The organism is Paraburkholderia sp. IW21, from assembly GCF_041321145.1.
Lineage (GTDB): Bacteria > Pseudomonadota > Gammaproteobacteria > Burkholderiales > Burkholderiaceae > Paraburkholderia.
In genome coordinates, this window is record NZ_JBGGWA010000009.1 from 168,285 (window position 1) to 192,422 (window position 24,138).

19 protein-coding genes are annotated in these 24,138 nt (G+C 62.0%); 10 read left to right on the forward strand and 9 right to left on the reverse strand.

The features are described 5' to 3' along the window. The first annotated feature begins 7 nt into the window (after window positions 1–7). Complete coding sequence (gene parC / locus ACAX43_RS21740) at window positions 8–2,332, forward strand: DNA topoisomerase IV subunit A (protein WP_370710480.1); 2,325 nt, start codon at window positions 8–10, stop codon at window positions 2,330–2,332. Window positions 2,333–2,583: 251 nt separating this feature from the next. Next, complete coding sequence (locus ACAX43_RS21745; RefSeq protein ID WP_370710481.1) at window positions 2,584–3,042, forward strand: CopD family protein; 459 nt, start codon at window positions 2,584–2,586, stop codon at window positions 3,040–3,042. Between the two features lie 28 nt (window positions 3,043–3,070). Here ACAX43_RS21745 and ACAX43_RS21750 read toward each other — a convergent pair whose 3' ends face one another. The 5 genes from ACAX43_RS21750 to ACAX43_RS21770 all read right to left on the reverse strand — a co-directional run bounded on the left by ACAX43_RS21750 (window position 3,071) and on the right by ACAX43_RS21770 (window position 9,937). Next, on the reverse strand, window positions 3,071–4,279 hold the full coding sequence (locus ACAX43_RS21750) for a chromate transporter (protein ID WP_370710482.1): 1,209 nt from the start codon (window positions 4,277–4,279) through the stop codon (window positions 3,071–3,073). Between the two features lie 142 nt (window positions 4,280–4,421). Continuing rightward, a complete protein-coding gene (locus tag ACAX43_RS21755; protein ID WP_370710483.1) occupies window positions 4,422–6,788 on the reverse strand; it encodes an EAL domain-containing protein in 2,367 nt (788 codons plus the stop codon). A 668-nt stretch (window positions 6,789–7,456) separates the two neighbouring features. Next, window positions 7,457–7,921, reverse strand: a complete 465-nt coding sequence (locus ACAX43_RS21760) for a RidA family protein (RefSeq protein WP_370710484.1) — start codon at window positions 7,919–7,921, stop codon at window positions 7,457–7,459. Between the two features lie 54 nt (window positions 7,922–7,975). Beyond that, window positions 7,976–9,172, reverse strand: coding sequence for a PLP-dependent aminotransferase family protein (locus ACAX43_RS21765; protein ID WP_370710485.1), 1,197 nt, complete (start codon window positions 9,170–9,172; stop codon window positions 7,976–7,978). Window positions 9,173–9,247: 75 nt separating this feature from the next. Further along, window positions 9,248–9,937, reverse strand: coding sequence for a VOC family protein (locus tag ACAX43_RS21770; protein WP_370710486.1), 690 nt, complete (start codon window positions 9,935–9,937; stop codon window positions 9,248–9,250). Window positions 9,938–10,204: 267 nt separating this feature from the next. On the opposite strand from ACAX43_RS21770, the gene ACAX43_RS21775 reads away from it, so the two are divergent. Next, on the forward strand, window positions 10,205–11,659 hold the full coding sequence (locus ACAX43_RS21775) for a PLP-dependent aminotransferase family protein (protein WP_370710487.1): 1,455 nt from the start codon (window positions 10,205–10,207) through the stop codon (window positions 11,657–11,659). Window positions 11,660–11,744: 85 nt separating this feature from the next. Then, window positions 11,745–13,643 carry a molecular chaperone HtpG gene (gene htpG / locus ACAX43_RS21780; RefSeq protein ID WP_370710488.1) on the forward strand — a complete coding sequence of 633 codons (1,899 nt, stop codon included), beginning with the start codon at window positions 11,745–11,747 and terminating at the stop codon, window positions 13,641–13,643. A 126-nt stretch (window positions 13,644–13,769) separates the two neighbouring features. Here htpG and ACAX43_RS21785 read toward each other — a convergent pair whose 3' ends face one another. Then, on the reverse strand, window positions 13,770–14,039 hold the full coding sequence (locus ACAX43_RS21785; RefSeq protein WP_370710489.1) for a hypothetical protein: 270 nt from the start codon (window positions 14,037–14,039) through the stop codon (window positions 13,770–13,772). A 270-nt stretch (window positions 14,040–14,309) separates the two neighbouring features. On the opposite strand from ACAX43_RS21785, the gene ACAX43_RS21790 reads away from it, so the two are divergent. After that, window positions 14,310–16,112: a hypothetical protein gene (locus tag ACAX43_RS21790; protein ID WP_370710490.1), complete on the forward strand. Its 1,803-nt coding sequence runs from the start codon at window positions 14,310–14,312 to the stop codon at window positions 16,110–16,112. A 182-nt stretch (window positions 16,113–16,294) separates the two neighbouring features. Here the strand turns inward: ACAX43_RS21790 and ACAX43_RS21795 are convergent, their stop codons facing one another. Then, window positions 16,295–16,801: an OmpA family protein gene (locus ACAX43_RS21795; RefSeq protein WP_370710491.1), complete on the reverse strand. Its 507-nt coding sequence runs from the start codon at window positions 16,799–16,801 to the stop codon at window positions 16,295–16,297. A 244-nt stretch (window positions 16,802–17,045) separates the two neighbouring features. Here ACAX43_RS21795 and ACAX43_RS21800 point away from each other — a divergent pair, with 244 nt between their 5' ends. Together ACAX43_RS21800 and ACAX43_RS21805 are read left to right on the forward strand one after the other, a co-directional pair. Then, window positions 17,046–17,765 carry a chorismate lyase gene (locus ACAX43_RS21800; protein WP_370710492.1) on the forward strand — a complete coding sequence of 240 codons (720 nt, stop codon included), beginning with the start codon at window positions 17,046–17,048 and terminating at the stop codon, window positions 17,763–17,765. Between the two features lie 121 nt (window positions 17,766–17,886). Next, window positions 17,887–18,429, forward strand: a complete 543-nt coding sequence (locus ACAX43_RS21805) for a DNA-deoxyinosine glycosylase (RefSeq protein ID WP_370710493.1) — start codon at window positions 17,887–17,889, stop codon at window positions 18,427–18,429. A gap of 206 nt (window positions 18,430–18,635) precedes the next feature. Here the strand turns inward: ACAX43_RS21805 and ACAX43_RS21810 are convergent, their stop codons facing one another. Both ACAX43_RS21810 and ACAX43_RS21815 read right to left on the reverse strand, forming a co-directional pair. Continuing rightward, window positions 18,636–19,241: a hypothetical protein gene (locus tag ACAX43_RS21810; RefSeq protein WP_370710494.1), complete on the reverse strand. Its 606-nt coding sequence runs from the start codon at window positions 19,239–19,241 to the stop codon at window positions 18,636–18,638. A 75-nt stretch (window positions 19,242–19,316) separates the two neighbouring features. Next, a complete protein-coding gene (locus ACAX43_RS21815) occupies window positions 19,317–19,919 on the reverse strand; it encodes a hypothetical protein (RefSeq protein WP_370710495.1) in 603 nt (200 codons plus the stop codon). 1,043 nt (window positions 19,920–20,962) lie between these two features. Here ACAX43_RS21815 and ACAX43_RS21820 point away from each other — a divergent pair. The 3 genes from ACAX43_RS21820 (at window position 20,963) to mctP (ending at window position 24,078) form a co-directional block, all read left to right on the forward strand. Continuing rightward, the gene (locus ACAX43_RS21820) at window positions 20,963–21,877 is read left to right on the forward strand and encodes a spermidine synthase (RefSeq protein WP_370710496.1); all 915 of its coding nucleotides are present in this window, start codon (window positions 20,963–20,965) and stop codon (window positions 21,875–21,877) included. A gap of 411 nt (window positions 21,878–22,288) precedes the next feature. Next, window positions 22,289–22,528, forward strand: coding sequence for a DUF3311 domain-containing protein (locus tag ACAX43_RS21825; protein WP_370710497.1), 240 nt, complete (start codon window positions 22,289–22,291; stop codon window positions 22,526–22,528). After that, window positions 22,528–24,078, forward strand: coding sequence for a monocarboxylate uptake permease MctP (mctP, locus tag ACAX43_RS21830; RefSeq protein ID WP_370710498.1), 1,551 nt, complete (start codon window positions 22,528–22,530; stop codon window positions 24,076–24,078). The genes ACAX43_RS21825 and mctP overlap by 1 nt, the downstream gene beginning before the upstream one ends. Window positions 24,079–24,138 lie beyond the last annotated feature (60 nt).

Genomic DNA, 24,138 nt, shown 5'->3' on the forward strand with positions numbered 1-24,138 from the left:
AATCTAGATGGACGACGACAACACTCTCGACCTTTTTACCGAGCCGCCGCCTCCGGAAGGCGACTTCCTGACGCTCGGCAACTACGCGGAACGCCAGTACCTCGACTATGCGGTGAGCGTGGTCAAGGGCCGCGCGCTGCCTGACGTATGCGACGGCCAGAAGCCGGTGCAACGCCGCATTCTGTTCGCGATGAACGAGATGGGCCTGGGTAACAACGCGCAGCCGGTCAAGTCGGCGCGGGTGGTCGGCGACGTGTTGGGTAAATATCACCCGCACGGCGACCAATCGGCGTACGACGCCCTCGTGCGTCTCGCGCAAGACTTTTCGATGCGCTATCCGCTGATCGACGGCCAGGGCAACTTCGGTTCGCGCGACGGCGACGGCGCAGCGGCAATGCGCTACACCGAAGCGCGCCTCACGCCGATCGCGAAGCTGCTGCTCGACGAAATCGACCAGGGCACGGTCGATTTCATGAAGAACTATGACGGCAAGGAAGATGAGCCGAGGCTGCTGCCCGCGCGCTTGCCGTTCGCCTTGCTGAACGGCGCATCCGGCATCGCGGTGGGTCTTGCAACAGAAATCCCCTCGCACAACCTGCGCGAAGTCGCGGCGGCCACGGTGGCGATGATCCGCAATCCGAAGATCGAGCATGCTGAACTGATGCAGCACATCTCGGGTCCGGATTTCCCGGGCGGCGGCCAGATCATTTCGAGCGACACCGAGATTTCGGCAGCGTACGAAAGCGGTCGCGGCAGCCTGAAGGTGCGCGCCCGCTGGAAGATCGAGGATCTCGCACGCGGCCAGTGGCAACTCGTCATCAGCGAATTGCCGCCGAATACGTCCTCGCAGAAGGTGCTCGAAGAAATCGAAGAGCAGACCAATCCGAAGATCAAACTCGGCAAGAAGACGCTCACGCCCGAGCAACTGCAGACCAGGCAGACCCTGCTCGCCCTGCTCGATGCCGTGCGTGACGAGTCAGGCAGGGACGCGCCGGTGCGTCTGGTCTTCGAGCCGAAGTCGAGCCGCATCGATCAGACCGATTTCGTCAACACGTTGCTCGCGCATACGAGCCTCGAATCGAACGCGTCGCTGAATCTGGTGATGGTGGGGGGCGATGGCCGTCCGCGTCAGAAAGGTTTGAGCGAAATTCTGCACGAGTGGGTCGCGTTCCGCTTCGCGACGGTCACGCGTCGCACGCGTCATCGTTTGATGAAGGTCGACGACCGGATTCACATCCTCGAAGGCCGGATGATCGTCTTTTTGAATATCGACGAAGTCATCCGCATCATTCGCGAATCGGACGAACCGAAGGTCGCGTTGATGGCCGCGTTCAGCCTGTCCGATCGTCAGGCTGAGGACATTCTCGAAATCCGCCTGCGTCAGTTGGCGCGGCTCGAGAAGATCAAGATCGAGAAGGAACTGTCCGAACTGCGTGACGAGAAGGCCAAGCTCGAGGAACTGCTCGGCAACGAATCGGCGATGAAGCGTTTGCTCATCAAGGAGGTCGAAGGCGACGCCAAACAATACGGCGACGAGCGCCGCACGCTGATCCAGCAGGAAAAGCGCGCCACGTTCGAAGCGCGTGTGGTCGACGAGCCGGTCACGGTGGTGGTGTCGCAGAAGGGCTGGGTGCGCGCGCTGAAGGGCCACGGTCTGGATGCGGCCGGCTTCACGTTCAAGGCCGGCGACGGGCTCTACGCAGCGTTCCAGTGCCGTACGCCTGACACGCTGGTCGCGTGGGGCAGCAATGGCCGCGTGTATTCCGTTGCAGTTGCGATACTGCCGGGCGGCCGGGGCGACGGCGTGCCGGTCACGTCGCTGATCGAACTCGAGTCGGGCAGCCACCTGATGCATTACTACGCGGCCTCCGCGGATCAGGCGTTGCTGCTCGCGTCGAGCAACGGCTTCGGCTTTATCGCCAAGGTCGGCGACATGGTGAGCCGCGTGAAGGCCGGTAAGTCGTTCATGACGATCGATGCCGGCGCCGCGCCGCTCGTACCGATGCCGATGCTGCCGGACGCGGCGCACATCGCGTGTCTGTCTTCGGGCGGCAGGCTGCTGGTGTTCGGCCTCGACGAGATGAAGACGCTCTCGGGCGGCGGACGCGGCGTGACGCTGATGGCGCTCGACGACAACGAAACGCTAGTGCAGGCGCTGGCCATCAACAAAGCGGGCGTCGTGTTGATCGGCACGCGTCGCGGTGGCCGAGTCGACGAGGAGAAGTTGAGCGGCGCCGCAATCACGCCGCACCTCGGCAAGCGGGCGCGCAAGGGGCGTGCGCCTGAGAGCAAGATGAAGCTCGACGGCATGCGTCCGGTGTTGGCCGCTTAACAAAAGCGAACGTAGGAACGCGGCGTGCGCTTTAGCTTGAGTTGCACTTCAAGCGCACGCCATGGGAAGTAGAAAATAGGAGGAGCAGCGCCGTCGCGGCATCGGGGGCGCTGCAATAATCGCTACAAAGAATGGCAGGAAAATCGCGGGTGCAGGAACTGCATGCATAGCGCGCGGTCGAATGCGCTCAATAGCCGCTGCTAATATCACTCGTCATAAGCGGTGTGGCGTCGTCGGGAGAGGAAAACAAAATGAACAAAGCTGTCGAACTCGCGCTGTTTCTACATCTGCTCGCGGTCGCGGTGTGGGTTGGTGGGATGGTATTCGCGCATTTCTGTCTGCGGCCGGCCATTGCCGATCTTTCGCCGCAACTGCGCTTGCCCTTGTGGGAATCGGTGTTCGGCCGCTTCTTCAATTGGGTCGCCGCGTCAGTGCTGGTGATTCTCCTTACCGGCGGATTTCTGTTGATGCAATTCGGCGGCGGTCACGCCATATGGCCGTTGCACGCCATGGCCGGCCTCGGCATCGTGATGATGCTGATCTTCGGCCACATTCGCTTCGCCGTCTTCCCGCGCATTCGCCGTGCGGTGCAGGCGCAGAAATGGCCGGACGGCGCGCGGGCAGTCGGCACGATCCGGCGGTTGGTGCTGGTCAATATCGTGCTGGGCGTGGTGACGATCGGTGTCGCGGTGCTGTCGCGCGGGTTTTGAAATCGGCATTTTGAATGCCGGTTGCAGCCTACGCCATGGCGCCGTAGGCAAGCCATAGCCCACACACGATCGCCACTGTTCCGTACACCACGTACACCGGCACCTTGAGCTTCGCGAAGCACATGCCGGAGAACAGCGCGGTCACCAGATAAACGGGTTTGAGCGGCACATGCCCCGCAATGCGCAGCACGGCCACCGCGAGAAACGCAGTGGTGACCGCGCGCAAGATACGCATGCCATGCTCGAAACGCGGATTGGCCTTCAACTGATGTAGATGCCGTTGTGCCAGCACCACGAGGCAACCCGACGGCACAAAAAGCGCAAGGGTGGCAATCAGCGCGCCTGCCCAGCCATCCACCAGATAGCCGAAGAACGGCACCACGTTCAGGAGCGGCCCGGGCGACAGCGGCGACAGCGAAAACGCCAAGGTGAAATCGTTATCCGATACGCCGATCGCCGACGTCACGAACAACGTCTTGAGCACCGGCAACGCCGAGAAGCCGCCGCCGAACAATGTCATACCCGCGCCGGCGAGCCGCGGCCACAGCAGCGCCAGTTCGTAGCGATGCGGCAATGGCAGCGCGAACAGCACCAGCAACACGCCCAGGGCGCCCAGCAATTGCCAGTCCCCGCGTCCGACCGACACGACAATGCGCGCATCGCGAGCCGGGCTGACCAGCCAGCCGGTGCCGAAGGCCGCGCCGAGCATCAACACGTAGGCGGCGGGACTGCGCGCATAGAAGAGCGCCACGCAACCGAGCACCGTCGCGGTCCATTCGAGCTTGCCGCGCACCAGTGCGCGCGTCTGTTTGTACCAGGTGATCGCGATCAACGTGGCCAGCACCACGCTGAAGTGATTGAGCAAGGTTTGGGAAGCGGCGGCGCGCACGAGCGGCGTGCGATAGAAGATCGCGAACACGGTCATCAGCGTGAAAAAGGGCAGCACGCTTGCGATGCCTGCGACCCAGGCGCCGGCGCGTCCGCGCAGCGCATGTCCCAGTTGCACGGCGACGTTGCAGCCCACCGGCCCGGGCACCATCCATGCAAGCGCGATCAGATCCGAAAAGGCGACACGCGAAAGCCGTCCCTCGCGTTCGACATAGTGGTTCTCGAGTTGCGCCATCAGCGCGAGGCCACCCCACGACAGCGCCGACAGGCCGAACACGACCCGGAACAGCGTCCATAGCGGTTCTCGCTTTCCTCGCCTGGCGGCATCCTGGCTCGTGATCGTCTGCATGGCGCCGCGGGTCCCGGCACGGCCCGCCCTCTGAGATCATCGTTGTGTGTTGGCGCGGCCGTTGCGCGGCATCGCGCTGTGACGCAGTACAGCGTGAATGTAGCCGGTTTTGTGAGGCAGCGGTTGGATTCGCGGACTACGCTCAGCTATTGGTACTCGTACTCGTGCTTGTCACACTGCCGGTGCTGTCGTTTTCATGCGCGGTGCGGCGAGCCTGCATGCCGCATACGCCGAAGCGTTCGAGCAGCGCCGGGATCGCGTCGACCGGTACCGGACGCGAGAACAGAAAACCCTGCGCTTCGATATGGCCGAGCGCGCTCAGCCACGCGATCTGCTCTTCGGTCTCGGTGCCTTCTACCACGATCGTGAGCCCGAGCGAGCGCGCCAGATTGACGATCGCGGTGACCATCACGCAGACGCTGCGATCGGCGGGAATCGCCTGGATGAACGAACGGTCTACCTTCAGCGTGTCGACCGAGAAGCGGTTCAGATAGGAGAGCGACGAATAGCCGGTGCCGAAATCGTCGAGCGCGATCCGCACGCCGAGGCGCTTCAATGCAAAGATCTTCTCCGAGACAAGTTCGGGATATTCCATCATCGCGGTTTCGGTGATTTCGAGTTCGAGGCGCCGGGCGGAGATGCCGCTTTCCTCAATCGCGTGCGAGACGGTTTCGTACAGATCGCCTCTCCAGAACTGCACCGCCGAGATGTTCACCGCGAGCGAGAGCGTGTCGTAGCCCTGTCGTTGCCACAGCGCCAGTTGACGGCAGGCGGTCTCGATCACGAAGTCGCCGATCGGCACGATCAGGCCGGTCGATTCGGCGACCGGGATGAATTCGTTGGCGGGAATCAAACCGTGTTGCGGATGATTCCAGCGCACGAGCGCTTCGAAGCCGGTGATGCAGCGGCGCGTCAGGTCGATCTTCGGCTGATAGGCGAGAAACAGTTGACCTTCGGCCAGCGCGACGCGCAACTGCTGCTCCCACTTCATCAAATGATCCGCGCGGTGCGACAGTTGCGGCGAATAGAACTGGTAGCAGTTCTTGCCGGCATCCTTCGCGCTGTACATGGCGAGATCGGCTTTTTTCAGCAGATCGATCTCGCTCTCGTTGGCGACCGAGTAGAGCGCGATGCCGATGCTCGCATGCAGCACGAACGAACTGCCGCGTACTTCGAAAGGTTTGGCGAACGCTTCGGCAGCGGCTTCGGCGAGGGTCACGGCGCGCTTCTCGACATCGTCGCCCTTGATCACGACGACGAACTCGTCGCCGCCGATACGGCTCAATGCACCGCCTTCGCCGACCGCGGTGGCGAGGCGTGAGGCCGTCATTTGCAGCACGATGTCGCCGGCGTTGTGGCCGAGCGTGTCGTTGACGGTCTTGAAGTTGTCGAGGTCGATGAAGAGAATCGCGAGGTGGCCGAGATTGGCCGGCTGCGCCACGTCGTGGCGCAGCGTTTGCAGCGTGGCATAACGATTGCGCAAGCCGGTCAGCAGATCGTACTCGACCAGATGCGTCATCTCGCGCTCGCGCCCGAGCAGCTTGCCGATCAAACCGGTGGCCACGGCGAAGAAGCTGAGCATCGCGAGCGAGATGAAGCCCGCCATCAGCAGATAGACGTTGCGCGTGTGGTTGTAGTCGGCGAATTCCTCGGCTTGCGAGAGGCCGACCAGCACGGCGAGCGGATAGCCGTCGATATGCCGGTACGAGACGATGCGCGTGACCTTGTCGATCGAATCGACGTAGGTGCCCGACACATGCTCCGAAGTCGGATACGAGCCGCTCGCCGAGAACGTGCCGTTGGCGCTTTCGGTGCTGCCGGTGCGCCGCGCGAGCACCGTGCCGTTGTCGGAGATCACCGCGATCACGCCTTCACGGCCTATCGCCGCGTTGTTGTAGAAGTCGCTGGTGAAATAGCTCGGGTCTTCGGAGACCACCACGACGCCCGCGAAAGAGCCGTCCGGATGATTCAGACGCCGCGTCATCTGCAAGGTCCAGTGGCCGGACACGCGGCCGAGCACCGGCTTGCTGATGTACAGCTGGTCGTCGTTTTCGTGTTCGTGGACCTTGAAGTGCTCGCGGTCCGACAGGTCGATGCGCTTCGGATTGAGTTCGGTCGTGTTCGCGATCAGCGTGCCGTGTTCGTCGATCAGCGAGACCTGCACCAGCGTCTCGCTTTGCACCACGCCTTTCTCGACCGTGCTGGTGAGATCGAAATGATTGGGGGTTTTCTCGAACTCGAATTTGACGAAGCGCGTGATCTGGTCGACCTGGTGAATCGCCTTGACCGTGTGCTGTTCGAGCGCCGCCGAGAGAATCGCGGCAGAGGCCATCGCTTCACGATAGGTGGCGTCTTTCTCGACCGACAGACGCGCGAAGATCACGGTCCAAAGCAGGATCAGCACGAGTACACCGAGCGCGGGAATGGCGAGCAACGCGCGGCGGCGCGACACGGCAGGATCGCGGCGAGGTTTGGTTTCGCGCGGGTCGGAGAAGCGGAACTGGCTCATTGGGCGGCCCGTGCCCTGGTGCCGGCACGCTGCAACTGCGCGCGCATTGACTGCGCTAATTTCATGGGTGGCTGCATGGTGACCAAGGTGCCGGAACTGCTGCGCAGGAGAAGGGAGCGTGGCGTCGTGCCTGACCATCCGCAGGTCATCGAGAACGTTTCGATATTACTTAATGCCAGAGGATTAAGGAAGGGTCCACGCATCGGGTATACGCGGGCCGCCGCGGCCATCGTGGCCGGCTGAACGCGCAGGCCACGCGGCCAGTCATGGGGCAGCGGGCTGGCGGCCATTTTCGAGGGTTTCATCGGGACCTGGCATTAAGGTGTACCAAGCCTCGTTTTATGCTTGGCGCATTGATCGTGCAACCCTGCGGCGTTTTTTAATCAAGCATGGCGGGAAGCGGCGCGACAGGGCGGCGCCTGGCTGCAGGCCGGCACGCGTAAGCGGGCCGGCAAGGGCCGTGGCGTTCAGGGACGCCTGAAGCGGCCGTTGATGACCGTCACCGATAGCCGCCGATCCAGATCGTCCCAGCTGCTATCTGGTGACAAGAAACGATCCACCTCGCCACCCAATGCAAAACGCGCCGCAGGTGACAGACACCTCGCGACGCGTTCCGTGCGCTCAGGACGACCGGCCGGACGAACCGGCAGCCGGTCCGATTCGAGTCGTTATTCGACTTCGGCGATCATCTCGATCTCGACGCAAGCGCCAAGCGGAATCTGCGCCACGCCGAAGGCCGAGCGTGCATGCTTGCCGCGCTCGCCGAATACGTCGGCGATCAGTTCGGATGCGCCGTTAGTGACCAGATGCTGCTCAGTGAACTCGAGCGTCGAGTTGACGAGGCTCATCAGCTTGACGATGCGCGTGACGCGGTTCAGATCGCCCACATGCGTGTGCAGCGTGGCGAGCAGGTCGATGGCGATCGAACGCGCCGCGGCCTTGCCTTCTTCGGTGGTGAGCGTGGCGCCGAGCTTGCCGCTCCACACCTTGCCGTCCTTCTTGGCGATGTGGCCGGAGAGAAACACCGTGTTGCCGCTTTGCGCGCTCATCACATAGGCGGCTGCTGGAGCGCCCGCGCTCGGCAGTTCAATGCCTAGTTCCTTGAGCTTGTCGTACACATTTGTTTGAGCCATGGTGTGTCCTTGGTCAGTAGTGGAATTCGGTGGCGCGGGTCGGGGCGAGAACGCTTAGACCTTCGCGCGGATCAGCGCCGCGAGACGCGACACGCCTTCGTCGATTCTGGCCGGCGGCACCGTGACGAACGACAGGCGCAGCGTGTTGTGCTGCGCTTCGTTCGCGAAGAACGGACCGCCCGGCACGAACGCGACATTCTGCGCGACGGCTTCGTCGAGCAGCTTCATGCTGTCGATCTGCGCGGGCAGATTCACCCACACGAACATGCCGCCCTCCGGACGGTTCCAGCTCACGCCTTCGGGCATGTAGCGTTCGAGCGAGGCGAGCATCGCCGCGCACTGATCGCGGTACAGCTCGCGAATGGTCGGCACGTGCGTGTCGAGGAAGCCGTCCTTGATCACTTCATACACGATGCGCTGCGTGAAGCTGGGCGTGTGCAGATCGGTGGCTTGCTTGGCCTGCACGAGTTTGAAGATCAGTTCTTCGGGCGCGATGATGTAGCCGACCCGCAGGCCCGGCGCGAGCACTTTCGAGAACGAGCCCAGATGCACGATGTGATCCGGCGCCATCGACAACATGGTGGGCAGCGGAACGCCTGCGTAGTCGAGCGCGCCGTAGGGATCGTCTTCGATCACCGGGAACGGCGAAGTCTTCGCAAACGCGGCCAGTGCGCGGCGGCGTTCGATCGGCAGACGGCGTCCGGTCGGATTCTGGAAGTTCGGTTGCGCGTACAACAGGCGTGCGCCGGCCGTCAGTTCGGGCGTGAGCGCCTCGGGGATCAGGCCTTGCTCGTCGGTCGGCACCTGTACATAGACCGGCTCATACATCGAGAACGATTGCAGCGCGCCGAGATAGGTCGGCGTTTCGACCAGCACCGGGCTGTCCGGGCACACCAGCACTTTGCCGAGCAAGTCGAGCGCCTGCTGCGAGCCGGTCGTGATCAGGACCTGGCTGGGGCGAATCTGCGCGCCGTTCACCGAATAGCGTTGCGCGACCCATTCACGCAGCGGCAGATAGCCTTCGGTCGCGCTGTATTGCAAAGCCGCGGCGGGCGAGTCGCGCAGAATGCGGTCGGCCGCTTCGCGCATGCGTTCGGCCGGGAAGGTCGCCGGCGAGGGCAGGCCGCCCGCGAACGAAATGACTTCGGGCCGTTCCGTGACCTTCAGGATCTCGCGGATCGCCGAGCTCGTGAGCTTGCGTGCGCGTTCGGACAATTGCCACGTGGGGGCTTTCAAGTCGCTTTGGTCCATGGTCTCCTCTGTTGGTTTCTCTGGAACCGGTCAAAACATCGATTATCGCGCGAGTCGGCGACCCGCGCGCGTTGCTTATTTAAGGGTCCGTAGACCGTCGGGTGTTTCAAACTCGGCCACCAGCGCCGCAGCGCCTTGCGTATGCTGCAACGCGAGCAGATGCGCCGCGCCGAGCCAATGCAACTGCGCTGCAAGCGCTTCGGCCTGCGGATGAAATGCTTTCAAAGCTTTCAGCGCGACGTCCGTTTCCGGCAGGACCGCCGACGGATGCAGCGGCGTGTCCCATTGAATCAGCGACGGCAGCACGCCGTCGCCGACGCCTAGCCAAGTGGGGAAGGCGCCGTCGTCAGGCACCGACAAGCCCCAGGTGAAATCGCCGCGCGTCATCGACACGATGGGTGCGATGCGCTGCGGATACTGCGTTTGCCACACCGCGAGGCGTTTTGGGCGGTCGACCCGGGCGACCCAATGCGACAAATACGGTCCTTTTTCGAGCCGCGCGTGCGTCGCGGGGTCGTCGAGGGCGAATAGACGGGCGCGGGGTGCTGCGCCGTCGGCCGGAACGGCAGCCTGCGGGTCGACCGCGATAACCTCCAGATACACGCCGCCCCACAGATTCAGCAGGCGATTGTGGGTGCGCATCAGCGGATGCGCGCCGCCGCCGGCCGGTGCGACGCCGAGCGTGTCGGCGACGTACTGCGTGCCCTCGTCGAGGGTACGGGCGGAAATCACGAGATGATCGAGGTGGAGCGAATGAGCAGTCATGGGGGATCGAAGAAACGGTTTCCGCGGTAAGCCGGAGCGTGCGCCGGGTGCGGCGGCAGTGCTGCCGGGGTCGTAAGCATAACCGTTTGCCGGGTCGGCAGGCCAGGCGGATGGCGTTTGGACCGGTCTTGCCCGATGTCGCTCGTGAGCGGCGGGAAGCAACCCAAACTGCTTCATCATCCGTTGCTTATCTTGAATGTAGCGGTGGCGACCGGCACAGTAACGGTACAATCGGTTCGATACCGTTCGGTACAGTTGGAGCCCGTTATGTCCGTCCCGCTTGCCCAGATTCCCACCCCTCACAATACGGCGTCGCTGACACTGGTCGAGCAGCTCGTCCAGTGGGCGCGCCGCCGCGTCGAGGAGCGCGTGTTCCGCCCCGGCATGCGCATGCCGTCGATCCGCAAGCTTGCCCTCGACAAGGGTGTGTCGCGCTTCACGGTGGTCGAGGCTTACGAGCGGCTGGTGGCACAAGGTTTTCTTGAGTCGCGGCGTGGTTCCGGCTTCTATGTGCGCGAGCGGCTGGCCGGTGTGTCGTCGGCTGAAATCCGTACGATTGCCGCAGCGGCGCCCGCGCCGGCCACGATCGACGTGGTCTGGTTACTGCGCAATATGCTGCACACGGGTGCGCGCCCCGAGCGCAGCCCAGGCCTCGGCTACCTGCCCGGGCGCTGGCTCGACGGCGATCTGATCACTAACGCGTTGCGCACGCTCGGCCGGCAAAGCGGTGCGCAGATGCTCGGCATTGGCACACCGCAGGGCTTTTTGCCGCTGCGCCAGCAGTTGCAGACGCGCCTGGAGGAGTTGGAAATCGGCGCGTCGCCGGATCAGATCGTGATGGTCTCCGGCATTACCCAGGCGATCGACCTGATATCGCGCATCTACGTAAAATCGGGCGATGCGGTGATCGTCGGCGATCCGGCCTGGTTTCAGATGTTCGGGCGCTTCGCGTCGCAGGGCGCGCGGCTGGTCGGCATGCCGTACACGCCGGACGGCCCGGACCTCGACGCGCTCGAGTCGCTCGTGGAGACGTGGCGGCCGAAAATGCTGGTGATCAATTCGGTGCTGCAGAATCCGACCGGCACGTCGCTCACGGCCGCGCAGGCGTTTCGTATCCTGCGGCTTGCCGAAGCGTACGATTTCATCGTCGTCGAAGACGATATTTACGGCGATCTGTGCCCGCCGAGCTATCCGGGCACCCGGCTCGCGAGCCTCGACCAGTTGAAGCGCGTGATCTATCTCGGCAGCTTTTCGAAGACGCTGGCGCCCAATCTGCGCGTGGGCTTTATCGCCTGTGCGCCGGAGGTGGCCACGGCGGTCAGCGATCAAAAGATGCTGGTCGGCATGACGAGCCCGGAACTGAACGAGCGCGTGCTCTACAAGATTCTCACCGAGGGTCACTACCGAAGGCACGTCGAGCGACTGCGCTTGCGGCTGGACGGCGTGCGCGAAAAATCCGTGCGGATGCTGGAGAAGACCGGCATGAAGCTGTTCCTGACGCCCACGGCAGGCATGTTCCTGTGGGCCGACACCGGCGTGGATGCGAGCGCGCTGGCCGCCGCCGGGCACGAAGACGGCTTCCTGCTGACGCCTGGCAGCCTGTTTTCTCCGCAACAATCGCCCACCACATGGATGCGCTTCAATATAGCCAACTGCGGCGATCCGGAGCTGGCGGCGTTCCTGTGCCGCTATCTGGACAGCGTCGCACGCCGCGCCTCTTGAAACCGCGCCGGCTTGCCCCCAGTTAGGCGGACAGTCTTGAATTCCCAGTCTTGAATCCCATTCGCAACAGAGAGGAAGTCCGACCATGGCACAAGAAACCATGAGCTTTCAGGCAGAAGTGAAACAACTTCTGCATCTGATGATCCATTCGCTGTACAGCAACAAGGAAATCTTTCTGCGTGAGCTGATTTCGAATGCGTCCGACGCGGCCGACAAGCTGCGCTTCGAAGCGATCGAAAACAGCGCGTTGTACGAAAACGATTCCAATCTGCGGATTCGTGTGTCGTACGACAAGGCCGCGCGCACCGTCACCATCGACGACAACGGCATCGGCATGAGCCGCGACGAAGCGATCGCCCACCTCGGCACGATCGCGCGCTCGGGCACCAAGGAATTTTTCGGCAAGCTCTCCGGCGACCAGCAGAAAGATGCGGCGCTGATTGGCCAGTTCGGCGTGGGTTTCTACTCGGGCTTTATCGTCGCGGACAAGATCACGGTCGAAACGCGCCGCGCCGGCTTGCCCGCCTCGGAAGGCGTGCGCTGGGAAAGCGCGGGCGAAGGCGACTTCGCGGTGGAGCAGATCGAACGCGCCGCCCGCGGCACGACCATCACGCTGCATCTGCGTGCCGATGAAGACGAGCTGCTGTCGTCGCATCGTCTGAAGTCGATCATCCAGAAGTATTCGGATCACGTCGCGCTGCCCATCCTGATGGCTAAGGAAGAGTGGGACGCCGAAAAGAGCGAGATGGTCACGAAGGACGAGGACGAGACCGTCAACCAGGCGAGCGCGCTGTGGACCCGGTCCAAGAACGAGATCACCGAAGACCAGTACAAGCAGTTCTACCAGCATCTCTCGCACGATCACCAGGATCCGCTGACGTGGACGCATAACCGCGTTGAAGGCCGCAGCGAATACACGCAGCTGCTGTACGTGCCGACGCGTGCGCCGTTCGACATGTTCAACCGCGATCATCGCGCCGGCCTGAAGCTGTACGTGAAGCGCGTGTTCATCATGGACGACGCCGAACAACTGCTGCCGGCGTATCTGCGCTTCGTGAAGGGCGTGGTCGATTCGGCTGATCTGCCGCTGAACGTGTCGCGTGAAATCCTGCAGGAAAGCCGCGATGTGAAGGCGATCCGCGAAGGGGTGACCAAGCGCTCGCTGTCGATGCTCGAAGAATTGGCGAACGCGGACAATGACGCCGACAAGGAAAAGTACGCGGGCTTCTGGAAGGAATTCGGCCAGGTGCTGAAGGAAGGCATCGGCGAAGACTTCGCCAATCGCGAGCGCATTGCCAAGCTGGTGCGCTTTGCTTCCACGCAGACGGAATCGCCTGAGCAAACCGTGTCGCTCGCCGATTACGTCTCGCGAATGAAGCCCGAGCAAACGAAGCTCTATTACGTGACCGCCGACACGTGGCAGGCCGCTACCCACAGCCCGCATCTCGAAGTGTTCCGCAAGAAGGGCGTGGAAGTGCTGTTGCTGACCGATCGCGTGGATGAATGGATGCTGTCGTTCCTGAACGAATTCGACGGCAAGCCGCTGCAAAGCGTCGCGCGTGGCGACCTCGATCTGGGTGCGCTGAATGACGAAGAAAAGCAGGCGCAGGAGAAAGTCGGCGAAGAGTTCAAGCCGCTCGTCGACAAGATGAAGGAAGCGTTGAAGGACAAGGCCAAGGACGTGCGTCTGACGTTCCGCCTGACCGATTCGCCGTCCTGTCTCGTGGCTGACGACGGCGAAATGAGCGGTTATCTGCAACGTATGCTTAAGGCTGCCGGCCAGGACGCGCCGTCGTTCCATCCGATTCTCGAAGTGAATCCGGAGCATGCGCTGGTGAAGGGCCTGCACGCGGACAGCGCGACTTTCGACGACTGGTGCCATCTGTTGTTCGATCAGGCGTTGCTTGCTGAAGGCGGCGCGCTGGAAGATCCGGCTAGCTTCGTGAAGCGGACCAATGCGCTGTTGTTGGCGCGTGCGGGTTGAGCTTGAATCGAGTTTGAATAGGCGTTGTGTTGACGCTTGTGGCTAAAAAATGCGCTGCCTTGGCAGCGCATTTTTTTTGCCCGGCGCGGCGTTTTTGCGCCGGTTCAGGCAAGCAATGCTCAGGGCTTAGTGAGCGGACGCCTGGCCATGCAAATGACGCACTTGCGATAGCACGGACCCGGCCAGTTCCTTCGCTTCCAGACAGGCGTGGTGATCGGCCAGCACTTTCGCCGCAAGACTGCCGATGGTCGTGCTGGTCTGCTTCGACGTGTGGTGCTGCGCGAGCGCTGAACCGGCAAGTTCTTTTTCCAGATGCAAGGCGCCCGGGCGCCGCAAAACGACTGCGGCAAGATGGGCGATGCGGTCGGATGTTTCTTTTGAGTTCGTCGTATTCAAGCCTTACTCCTATGTGTTTATTGTCGATCCGGACGACTTTCGGGTCTGCGAAAGTCGTTCCGGAAAATAATTATGGTTAACTAATAAAATCAATTCAACAACAGTAAATTGAGATTGATTTGTGAGATGTGAAAAGCCACTTTTGTCTTATGCTGGCGCGTTAAGAATTCGGATGATTAAAGGATTGTTTGCAATCTTTAAGCCGTTTATGCACCGAATCTTATTTCTGCGATTACACCTTCACCTGTTGCAATCACTCTTTGTATTCCCATGTCCGATTCCACTTTGGCGAAACCTGTCGATTCATTGCGTCTCCTATGGTCGATCTTGCGCGAGCAGGGCTTCGATGCTGCTGAGCGCCGTGCTGTCGAACTCGCAGCGGGAGGTGTGTCGCTGCAATTGCACGCCGACCTGTGCGCGAGCGCCGGGCGTTTCGAAGCGGCGTATCACAGCGCATCGCAAGCGCAGGCCGAAGGCCGTGGCGCGCGTCACGCCAGGCTGGCGCTTTTCGCCGATGCACTTGGCCATGTTGAGGCCGTGCGGCAGCACTGCGAACAGGCGGTGACCACGCAGCCGTTCGCGGCGACGCTCGACTGGATCGTCTGGTTGATCGACCACTGCGGCGCCTATTCGGCTGCGGCGCAGATGTTGCGTGCTTATGAGCGCCACGCGTCGCAGGACGCCCGGGCGCCATGGTGGCTGGCGATTTCGCTAGCGGTCCTGCCGGACGCGAGCGCCCCAGCCGAGCGCCGCGCGGCGTTATTGCGCGCGTACGCGCTCGACCCGGCGATTCATCCCGCGTTGCCGTTACAGCTTGTGCTGGCGTTCCGCGAGATACGCGATTGGCACACGGTCGAACGTGTTTGCCGCGAGATGCTCGCGCGCAATCCGGCTGATGCCGAGATGGCCTGGCAACTGAGCCACGCGCAATGGCAGTGCGACGACGCAGCCGCCGCGGAGGCGACGATGCGCGCCGTCAATGCCGCCGCGCCCGGCAACGCCGACGTGTTGGCTGCGATTGGCATGTATCTCGCCGAGCAGGCGCGCTTTGACGACAGCGAAGCGACGCTGCATGCGGCGCTTGCGCTCGATCCTGCCACGGTGCAGGCGGCGGTCGATCTGGCCGACCTGGCGTTGCGACGTGGCGATTGGGCCCGCGCATGGCCGCGTTTCGAGGCACGTCTGGCACGGGGCGACCGCGAGTCGGACAACGTCGTGACCGTCATGGGACGCCTGGCGCCGCGCTGGCGGAATGAACCGCTCGCCGGCAAGACGCTGCTCGTGCATAGCGAGCAGGGTAACGGGGACGACATCCAGATGGTCCGATTCGTCGCGGAGCTAGCTGCGCGTGTGCGCGATGAGGGCGGTCGATTGGTGCTTGCGGTACGCCGGGCATTGCAGCCGCTGTTCGCGCGCTATTACGCCGATTGCGTGTCTATCGAAGACGGGCCGGTTGGCAAGCCGCACTACGTTTTGCCGATGATGAGCATACCGTGCGTGCTCGGCTTGTTGCGTGAGCAGGTCGGCGGTGCGGCCTATCTGCATACCGACGCAAACAACGCGGCGGCATGGCGCGAGCGGGTAAGCGCATGCGTTGGGGATGCGGCGCTCCACGTCGGCCTCGTGTGGTCGGGCAGCCCGACTCATCGGCGCGATGCGAAACGATCGATTCCGCTTGCAGCGCTGGCGCCAGTGCTGGCCTTACCCGGCGTTGTGTTCCATCCGCTGACACCCGGCCGTGGCGCCGATGTGACGGCTTTGATCCAGCAGGGCTATTGCATCCGCGATCTGACTTCGCACTACGAGGCCGGTTTCGACGACGTAGCCGCGCACCTCGCCGCGCTCGATGCGCTGCTGACAATCGACAGCGCCCCGTTGCATCTAGGCGGTGCACTGGGGCGTCCCGTGCTGGCGATGCTCGATCACGTGTCGCACTGGTGTTGGGGCAACGAGGAGGCGCAGCCCTGGTATGACTCTGTCGAGCTGTTCAGACAGGCGCAGCCGGGTGCATGGGAGCCGGTGGTCGGGCGAGTGGCTGCGCGCTTGCAAACGCTGGTGCCCTCTCGCAAGTAGCAGTTTTTCCGCTACGCTGACCGTGCTTCAACGCTCGGTCTGGTGATCCCCGTCGACTCGGCGGTCGCTTATCTGGCCGGGGCGTCGGGGGGGCCGAAATGATAGTCCGTGATAACCGGACGCGCCAACCGCGTCCGGTTATCACCCTGTTCGCGCCTGGAATGCCAGGCTGTGGCAAACGCCTACTTCTTACCCATCAACGTATCCATCGTCTCACCCCGCACGAGAATCTCCGTGCGACGGTTCAGCGCGCGCCCTTCGGCCGTGTCGTTGCTTGCCACGGGGTTGTTATACGCGTTGCCCTTCGTGCGGATGCGCTCCATCACCACACCGCGTGCCACCAGCGCATACCCTACCGCAACAGCGCGTTCCTCCGAGAGCTGCTGGTTGTATTCCAGCGTGCCGACGTTATCGGTGTACCCCTCGACCACGATCGGTTTTTTACTGCGCTTGAGCAGAACGGCAGAGCGATTGATTACCGTGACTGCGTCGCCGCGCACTTCGGATTTGCCGAATTCGAACAGCGCCGTTTCGGGCAGTCTGACTGCGACACCGCCGGCGACTGGCGTCACCTCGATGCCGACTGCCTTGTTCAGCGATGTTTCCGTATCGCGATTCAATGGGGCTGCGCAGCCCGCCATTAGCAGGACCGACATCGCGCAAGCCGTCAGGCCCAGGAATGTTTTCATGTTTCTTTTTCTCCTTCTCTATCCAATCACATGGCGCGCCCCTTCGATCGCGGGCGAACCGCCGACGTTGTAAAGCACGAAGGTTGTATCGCGCGGCGCTAGCGGGGGAGAATCGGAACTATCTGAAATCGGCAATCTGATTGAGGCAAATCAGCATTCGAACAGCTGTCAATGAAACTTCCTGACGGGAGAGCAGTGCGTGTCTGTCAATCCGCTGACGGCCGCGCCGTTATAATCCGACACCATGCCTATCCGTTTCGATGCCGCCGACGCCCACTGGCGCGTCGCGCCCTTGCCCGGCTTTAGTGCCGCCCAGAAAGACTGGCTCACTCGCGGGGGTTCGCTGACCGCGCATCTGCGCACGCTCGGCGCGGTTGCGGTGCGCGTGACGCGCGAAGGTGTCGCGCTGCCGTGGGCGGACGAGCACGCCGCGCTCGGCCTCGGTCCGCGCGCACCGGTGTGGCTTCGGGAAGTGGTGCTGTCAGTGGACGGGGTGCCGTTTGTCGCGGCGCACAGCGTCGCGCCGCTCGCGGCGAGCGTCGGCGTGTGGCAGGCCATGCGCCGGCTGCGCACGCGGCCGCTCGCTGAGTTGCTGTACAGCGATAGCAGCGTCGCGCGTTCTTCGCTGGTGAGCCGCAGGTTGACGGCCCATCATCCGCTGTATCGACTGGCCGAGCGGGAGATCGGCGCAAAGCCGCCGCATGCGCTGGTCGCGCGCCGCTCGGTATTCCAGCGTCACGGCGCACCGCTGATGGTGACCGAATGCATGTTGCCGGCACTGTGGGCACATCTGGCGTCATGGTCGGAATTGGGCGAGCCGCATCAGTCGCCCGGGTCGCGCAAGTCGTCCGCGCACGCGTTGCACGCGGCGCATTCGCGCGTACGGGAGCACGGTCGTCCACTCGAGCATACCGCGTCGCGCGCGCATCTTGCGGCTCGCGTATCGGACGAGGGGAGCCGCTGATGCTGTGCGGTTTTCCTCCCGACGTCGCGGCGAATCAAGGCCGCGTACTTGAACATGATCCGGAGCGTAGTCGGCGCGTCAAGGTTGCGTTGCGCAGCCTCGTTGCATCGGAGGCCGGTTCATGACGCTGAAACGTTGCTTTCCGCCAGTAGTGGATCCAAACACTCGGGTGCTCGTGCTTGGCAGCTTGCCTGGAGAAGTTTCGCTCACACACAATCAATATTACGCACACAAGCAAAATCGTTTCTGGGTTTTGGTTGGCGACGTCATCGAGAAGAATCTGAGTATGGAGTACGCAGACCGTCTGCGGACGCTGCTCGAACACCGCATTGGCTTATGGGATGTGGTGGCCGAGGCGCGACGCACCGGGAGTCTGGACAGCAATATACGTGATCACGCGAGCAACGATCTTATTGCGCTTATCGATACGCTGCCTGATCTGGTTGCTATCGCGTTCAACGGCGGAACGGCGGCGAAAATTGGCGAGCGCATTCTCGGGGAACGTATCAGGCAATATCGAATTCTCAAGCTCCCATCGAGTAGCCCAGCGTATGCTGCGGTTCCCTATTCGACCAAGCTGCTGGCGTGGCGGGAGCTGCGTCGCTGGTTGTTTGCCGATGGTGAATCTGGGAGCGTGGATTCGGTGTCAATACGCGGCCTTTAGCATTAACTACTTTTTCATAGTGTTATCACTGGGTGACTCCGCTCGGCAAGCTCACGCGTTTATGCAAAACGAAGGGACCAATACGATCTTAAGGACGGTCATATCAGTTATCGGTCCCGTGGCTAAGCCAGCAAGCAACGTCATGGACTTCCGTGAAGATAAAGAGTGGACCTTGAAGCATGCGTTTCGGCATAGTTGAAGTCGTATTATTTTGAGCGCGGCGCATGCGGTATTTCCGCCACTTTGTACTGCATCATGTCAGGAACGTTTGCGACCGGGACAAGATTTTTATCGGTTTCCGGTTTCGCGTCGTTCGCCGAAACCTTCGGCACGTCAATATCGCACGGGGTCTTCGTCGTCGCAGCAGCAGCGCGGAACGAATCATCCTGACACATGATGTTGAAAGAAATGTCCTTGCGGTCCATCCGCCAGGCAACTGCCGCGTTCAGACGGCGGTTGCAATCCTGATCCTTGATCGTGGCCGCGCCCGTGGCACCGACGCCGACGACCGACACAGCGGCGGACACCGACCCCCAACACGTTTCGGTCACCGATGCGGTAAGCGATGGGGCGTATACAGTCGGTGCGCTCTTTACCGTGTAGCTGCCGGTGTAGCCGACTTCCGATTGAGTCGGAACTAGCTGCGCGTTTGCGACTCCGTTCGGATTTGATCCACCACCGGTGCCGACGTTCACATTTACCTGGTTTGCCAGTTGAGCGGTCGATTGCGTACCGTTGGTGATGGTACCGGTCGCCTGGGCCATTGCGCCCCCGCTCAATAGCATCATGCCAACGACAATAGCGTATTTCATTATTAGGTCTCCGTTGTTTTGAGAGGCGGGGTCGTCCCCCGCCTTGCACGCACAGATCAGGTTACTGCTCGCGATTTACCAAGGGTGGAAACCCTGACTCGAATGCCCCGAATTGAACGAGCCGAAGCCGCCGACGCCAGCTCCCACTTCGCCGACCCAGCCGTCCGCATTTGACGTCGCATTGCCGTTCGCGCTAACCCAGCCACCCTGATTCGAACCGTAGCCCGAAGCGCTGTAAATGCTCGAGCCGAAGTCCTGCGAACCCGTGCTGCTAGCGACCGAGAAGCCGCTGTTGGTGAAGTTGTTCAACCCGCTCGACGTCGACGACGTGTTGTTGCCATTGCCTTGGTTCGTATTTGCGGTATTGCTCGTGTTGGTGAAGCCCGCATTCGTGCCGAAGGTGACCGACGTGTTGGCGAAGCTTTGATTACCCGCGTTGAAGGTACCCGAGCTCGAGCCAGGGCCATTTAGCGATGCGGCATAACCGCCACTCACAGTCGAAGACGAGTTGTTGGTCACGCCGAAACCGGCAATCCCCAACGCGCCACCGATACCGCCGTTCACATTGGCAGAAGACGAGGTGGTGACCGGAGTCGGTGCCGGGGGCATGCCGCCGCCGGCGACAGCGCCAAATGAGATTGCGAGTGCTGCGACACCGAGTGCGATTTGCTTCTTCATGATGAAAATCCCAAAAAATGAGCGCCGTGAATATGGACGAGGTCGCGCTCATACACCCCGTAGTACTCCTTTGCAATGCGAGACAGACCGCACACGTTTTCAACCAGGTCATGTGACTGCCAATCACGCACAGTAGCTATTGTTAAATTGGGTGAGACACCTTAATTGACCCGCATATAAAGTCTATGTTCGACGAGTAACAAAACACCATAATTAGTAGTGCTGTTCGTGCGAACTTATTCAACTACTCGATAGCGGCTGCAAGTTTCAATCGCGGTGCGACGACGAAATTCATGACGTGACGACGCTTACGCCGGCGCCCAAGGCGAACCGTCGACGACGTCTCGTTGTTTGATGTAAAAAAGCGAAAAATTGCGCCGTGCGTCGTTTCGTCAGTAGCGTTGCCGGCGCGAGCGATTTTGCAGTGATGGCGTACATGATGGACCAGGAGCCAAACACATTCTCGCGATGCCGCACAGCGGGCGGCCACCAAACGATATTGCTGGCGCCGAAGAGTCGCCGAGCCGTGCCCAGTCTCTTCTCGTTGTTGTTTTCACCTCGTGTCTCCTTCTTTGTTTTTTTTTGTCGCGCGAACGCCTCTTTCGGCGCCTGACTTCCCTTAGCAGGACGCGCGCCATCTCAACGTCAGTAAAGGGTTGCGGTCGGTTTGCGCGGGCGAACCTCACTGATTGCGCGGATAACGTTTCAAAATTGCAACGCCATTCCGAGAAACGGCGCTTAAGCGGCGCTGCTTTGGGCAAGGGGCGAAATTAAGTGTGCATGCACTAACCTCGCGAACCGGGCGCACAGGTCCGCCCCTTTTTTTCTTTACCGTCACGTAATCAGCGAGTAAGGGAGAGGTTGCGGCGAGGATGTCTCATTGTTGACGCCGCGATACGTCGCAACGATCCGGCAAACGAAAACCTCTTTGTGGAACGGTGCGTATAAAAGAACACCGACACGACATGTAGCCGACATCTGGGTCTGGCGAATGCTATGCTCTCGTTCGACCAAAAATTGCGTCTCTGGCGCGACATCCTTACATGACGAAATTGATCAAGCGTGCGTCGGCTGAAGCACGTGCCTTCCGCAATAAAGACGCTGAGGCCGCCGGCAGCAAACAGAAAGTAGTGCGCAACAAAAAGCGCGCGCTGCACGGCGACGATCTGCACGACGCGCCGCAAATCGAAGCGCCGCGCAAACCGCGTTTCGCGCCGGTTACGTTCTCGGAAGAGGGCGGCGTGCGCTTCCTGCATTTCGGCACGGAATGGGTGCAAGGCGCGATGCGTCTGCGTAAGCCGGATCACATCGAACTCGAATACGCGCAGCAGATGATGGCCTGGCTGCTGTTCATCGAAACGCCCAAGCGTATCGTCCAGCTCGGTCTCGGCGCGGCCGCGCTGACCAAGTTCGCCTACCGTTTCCTGAAGCGCGCGAAGGTCGAGGCGGTCGAAGTGAACCCGGCGGTCGTCGTCGCCGCGCGCACGATGTTCGAGCTGCCGCACGACGACGCGCGTCTGACCGTGCACGAAATGGACGCATGGGACTTCGTCAACAACCGCGCCAACCACGGCACCATCGGCGCGGTGCAAATCGACGTCTATGATGCGACCGCGCGTGGCCCGGTGCTCGACAGCGTTGGCTTCTATCGTGCGGTGCGCGCGTGTCTGACGGACGCGGGCGTGGTAACGGTGAACCTGTTCGGCGATCATCCGAGCTTCGTGCGCAACATGAAGCGCTTGAACGAAGCATTCGACGGCCGCGTGGTCGCGCTGCCTGAAGTGCATGACGGCAACCGGATCGCGATCGCCTTCTCGGGCCCGGCGCTCGACGTGCCGTTCACGGCGCTGCTGGCGCGCGCGAAGCTGATCGAAGCGGATGTCGGTTTGCCGGCGCGCAAGTGGATCAAGGGTCTGCAGGAGTCGACCGGGCAGAAGGACGGCTCGTTCTCGATCTGATGGCTGAGGCTCTCGGGCGCTCTCGGGCCGGGCGAGCCGGCCCGACCGGCACGGTGTCGTTGCGTCCACGCTACGCCTCTCTCGCCTGACTCACCGCGCATCGAACACCTTCGCGGCACGTCGCTGAAGTGCGCCAATGACCGGCCGGAACAGGTTGCCCAGCCTGAGGCTTCACGGCTAAGTAACCGTCACACGCGTTTCGGACCATACTCGCGCCTGCCGCGACGATACCGTCCCGCCTCGGGTCGTCCCTGCTTGACCGCACGTTGGCGGCTCCTATAATCTTTCGGAGCTTTCGGGGCGCCCGTGGGCATCCGCGGGGCGACCCCTCGCGGAGCGGCCATTCGCCGAGGGATCCACCACCCGTCAAAACACGGGCCGACATTTCAATAATAGGGAAGAGGAGACGTCATGGCTCACGACGCCGACGCGAACAAAGCCAGCAAGCACTGGCTCTGGTTGCTGCTGTTGCCCTGGATCGCAATGATCTGGGTGCCGTCATATAACAAGATCGAACCGCAGTTGTTCGATTTTCCGTTCTTCTACTGGTATCAGCTCCTGTGGGTGCTGATCAGCGCGATCATCACGGCGCTCGTGTACTTCAAGACTAAGACCCGTTCGACGGGCAGCTCGCAAGGGGGCGCACAATAATGAACGCCACCGCAACTTTCGTCTTCGTTCTGTTTTTCGTCGGCGTCACCATTCTCGGTTTTATCGCGGCGCATTGGCGCAAGGGCGATCTCGCGCATCTGGAAGAGTGGGGCCTCGGCGGCCGGCGCTTCGGCACCGTCGTCACGTGGTTTCTGCTGGGTGGCGATCTGTACACGGCGTACACCTTCATCGCCGTGCCGGCCCTGGTATTCGGTGCGGGCGCAACCGGTTTCTTCGCGCTGCCGTACACGATCCTGATCTATCCGTTCGCGTTCGTCGTGTTTCCGAAGCTGTGGAGCATCGCCAAACGTCAGGGCTACGTGACGTCGGCGGACTTCGTCTCGGCCCGCTACGGCAGCCGCATGCTGGCACTGGCGGTCGCCGTGACCGGCATCGTCGCGACGATGCCGTACATCGCGCTGCAACTGGTCGGTATCGAAGTGGTGATCGGTGCGCTCGGTTTCGACACCAAGGGCTTCGTCGGCGATCTGCCGCTGATCATCGCGTTCGCGATCCTGGCGGCGTACACGTACACGTCGGGCCTGCGCGCGCCGGCGATGATCGCGGTCGTCAAGGACGTGCTGATCTATATCGTGATCTTTGCCGCGATCATCGTGATTCCGCCGCAACTGGGCGGCTTCAGCCATATCTTCAGCGTGGTGCCCCCGGCCAAGCTGTTGCTGAAAGCCCCGGACGTGTCGAGCCTGAACGGCTACAGCGCGTACGCAACGCTCGCGGTCGGCTCAGCCCTCGCGCTGTTCCTGTATCCGCACTCGATCACGGCGGTGCTGTCGTCGAAGTCGGGTAATACGATCCGCCGCAACATGGCGATGCTGCCGGCTTACTCGCTGGTGCTTGGCCTGCTCGCGTTGCTGGGCTTCATGGCTCTTGCGTCGGGCGTGAAGGACATGCCGGAATTCGCGCCGTACTTCAAGGCGTTCGGTCCGAACTTCGCGGTGCCGGCGTTGTTCCTGCACTTCTTCCCGTCGTGGTTCGTCGGCGTGGCGTTCGCGGCGATCGGCATCGGCGCGCTGGTGCCGGCGGCGATCATGTCGATCGCGGCTGCGAACCTGTACACGCGCAATATTCACAAGGAGTTCGTCAACCGCAACATGTCGAATGAGCAGGAGACCAATGTCGCGAAACTGGTGTCGCTGATCGTCAAGGTCGGCGCGGTTGCGTTCATTCTCGGTCTGCCGTTGACGTACGCGATCCAGCTGCAACTGCTGGGCGGCATCTGGATCATCCAGACGCTGCCGGCCATCGTGCTGGGTCTGTACACGCGCATGCTCGACTACCGCGGCCTGCTGATCGGCTGGGCGGTCGGCATTGCCACCGGCACGTGGATGGCGATTTCGCTGAAGCTGGCGGGCTCGATCTTCACGATCCACCTGTTCGGCATGGCGATTCCGGGCTATGCGGCGGTGTGGTCACTGATCGTGAACCTGGTGGTGTCGGTACTGGTGAGCATCGTGGTGCGCATGGTCGGCATGCAGCGCGCCGAGGACCGTACGCGTCCGGAAGATTATCTGGACGTGGTCGAAGGCTAAGCCAGCCGTTCCATCTCGCCTGAAACAGCAACGCCCGCGGACGAAAGTTTGCGGGCGTTT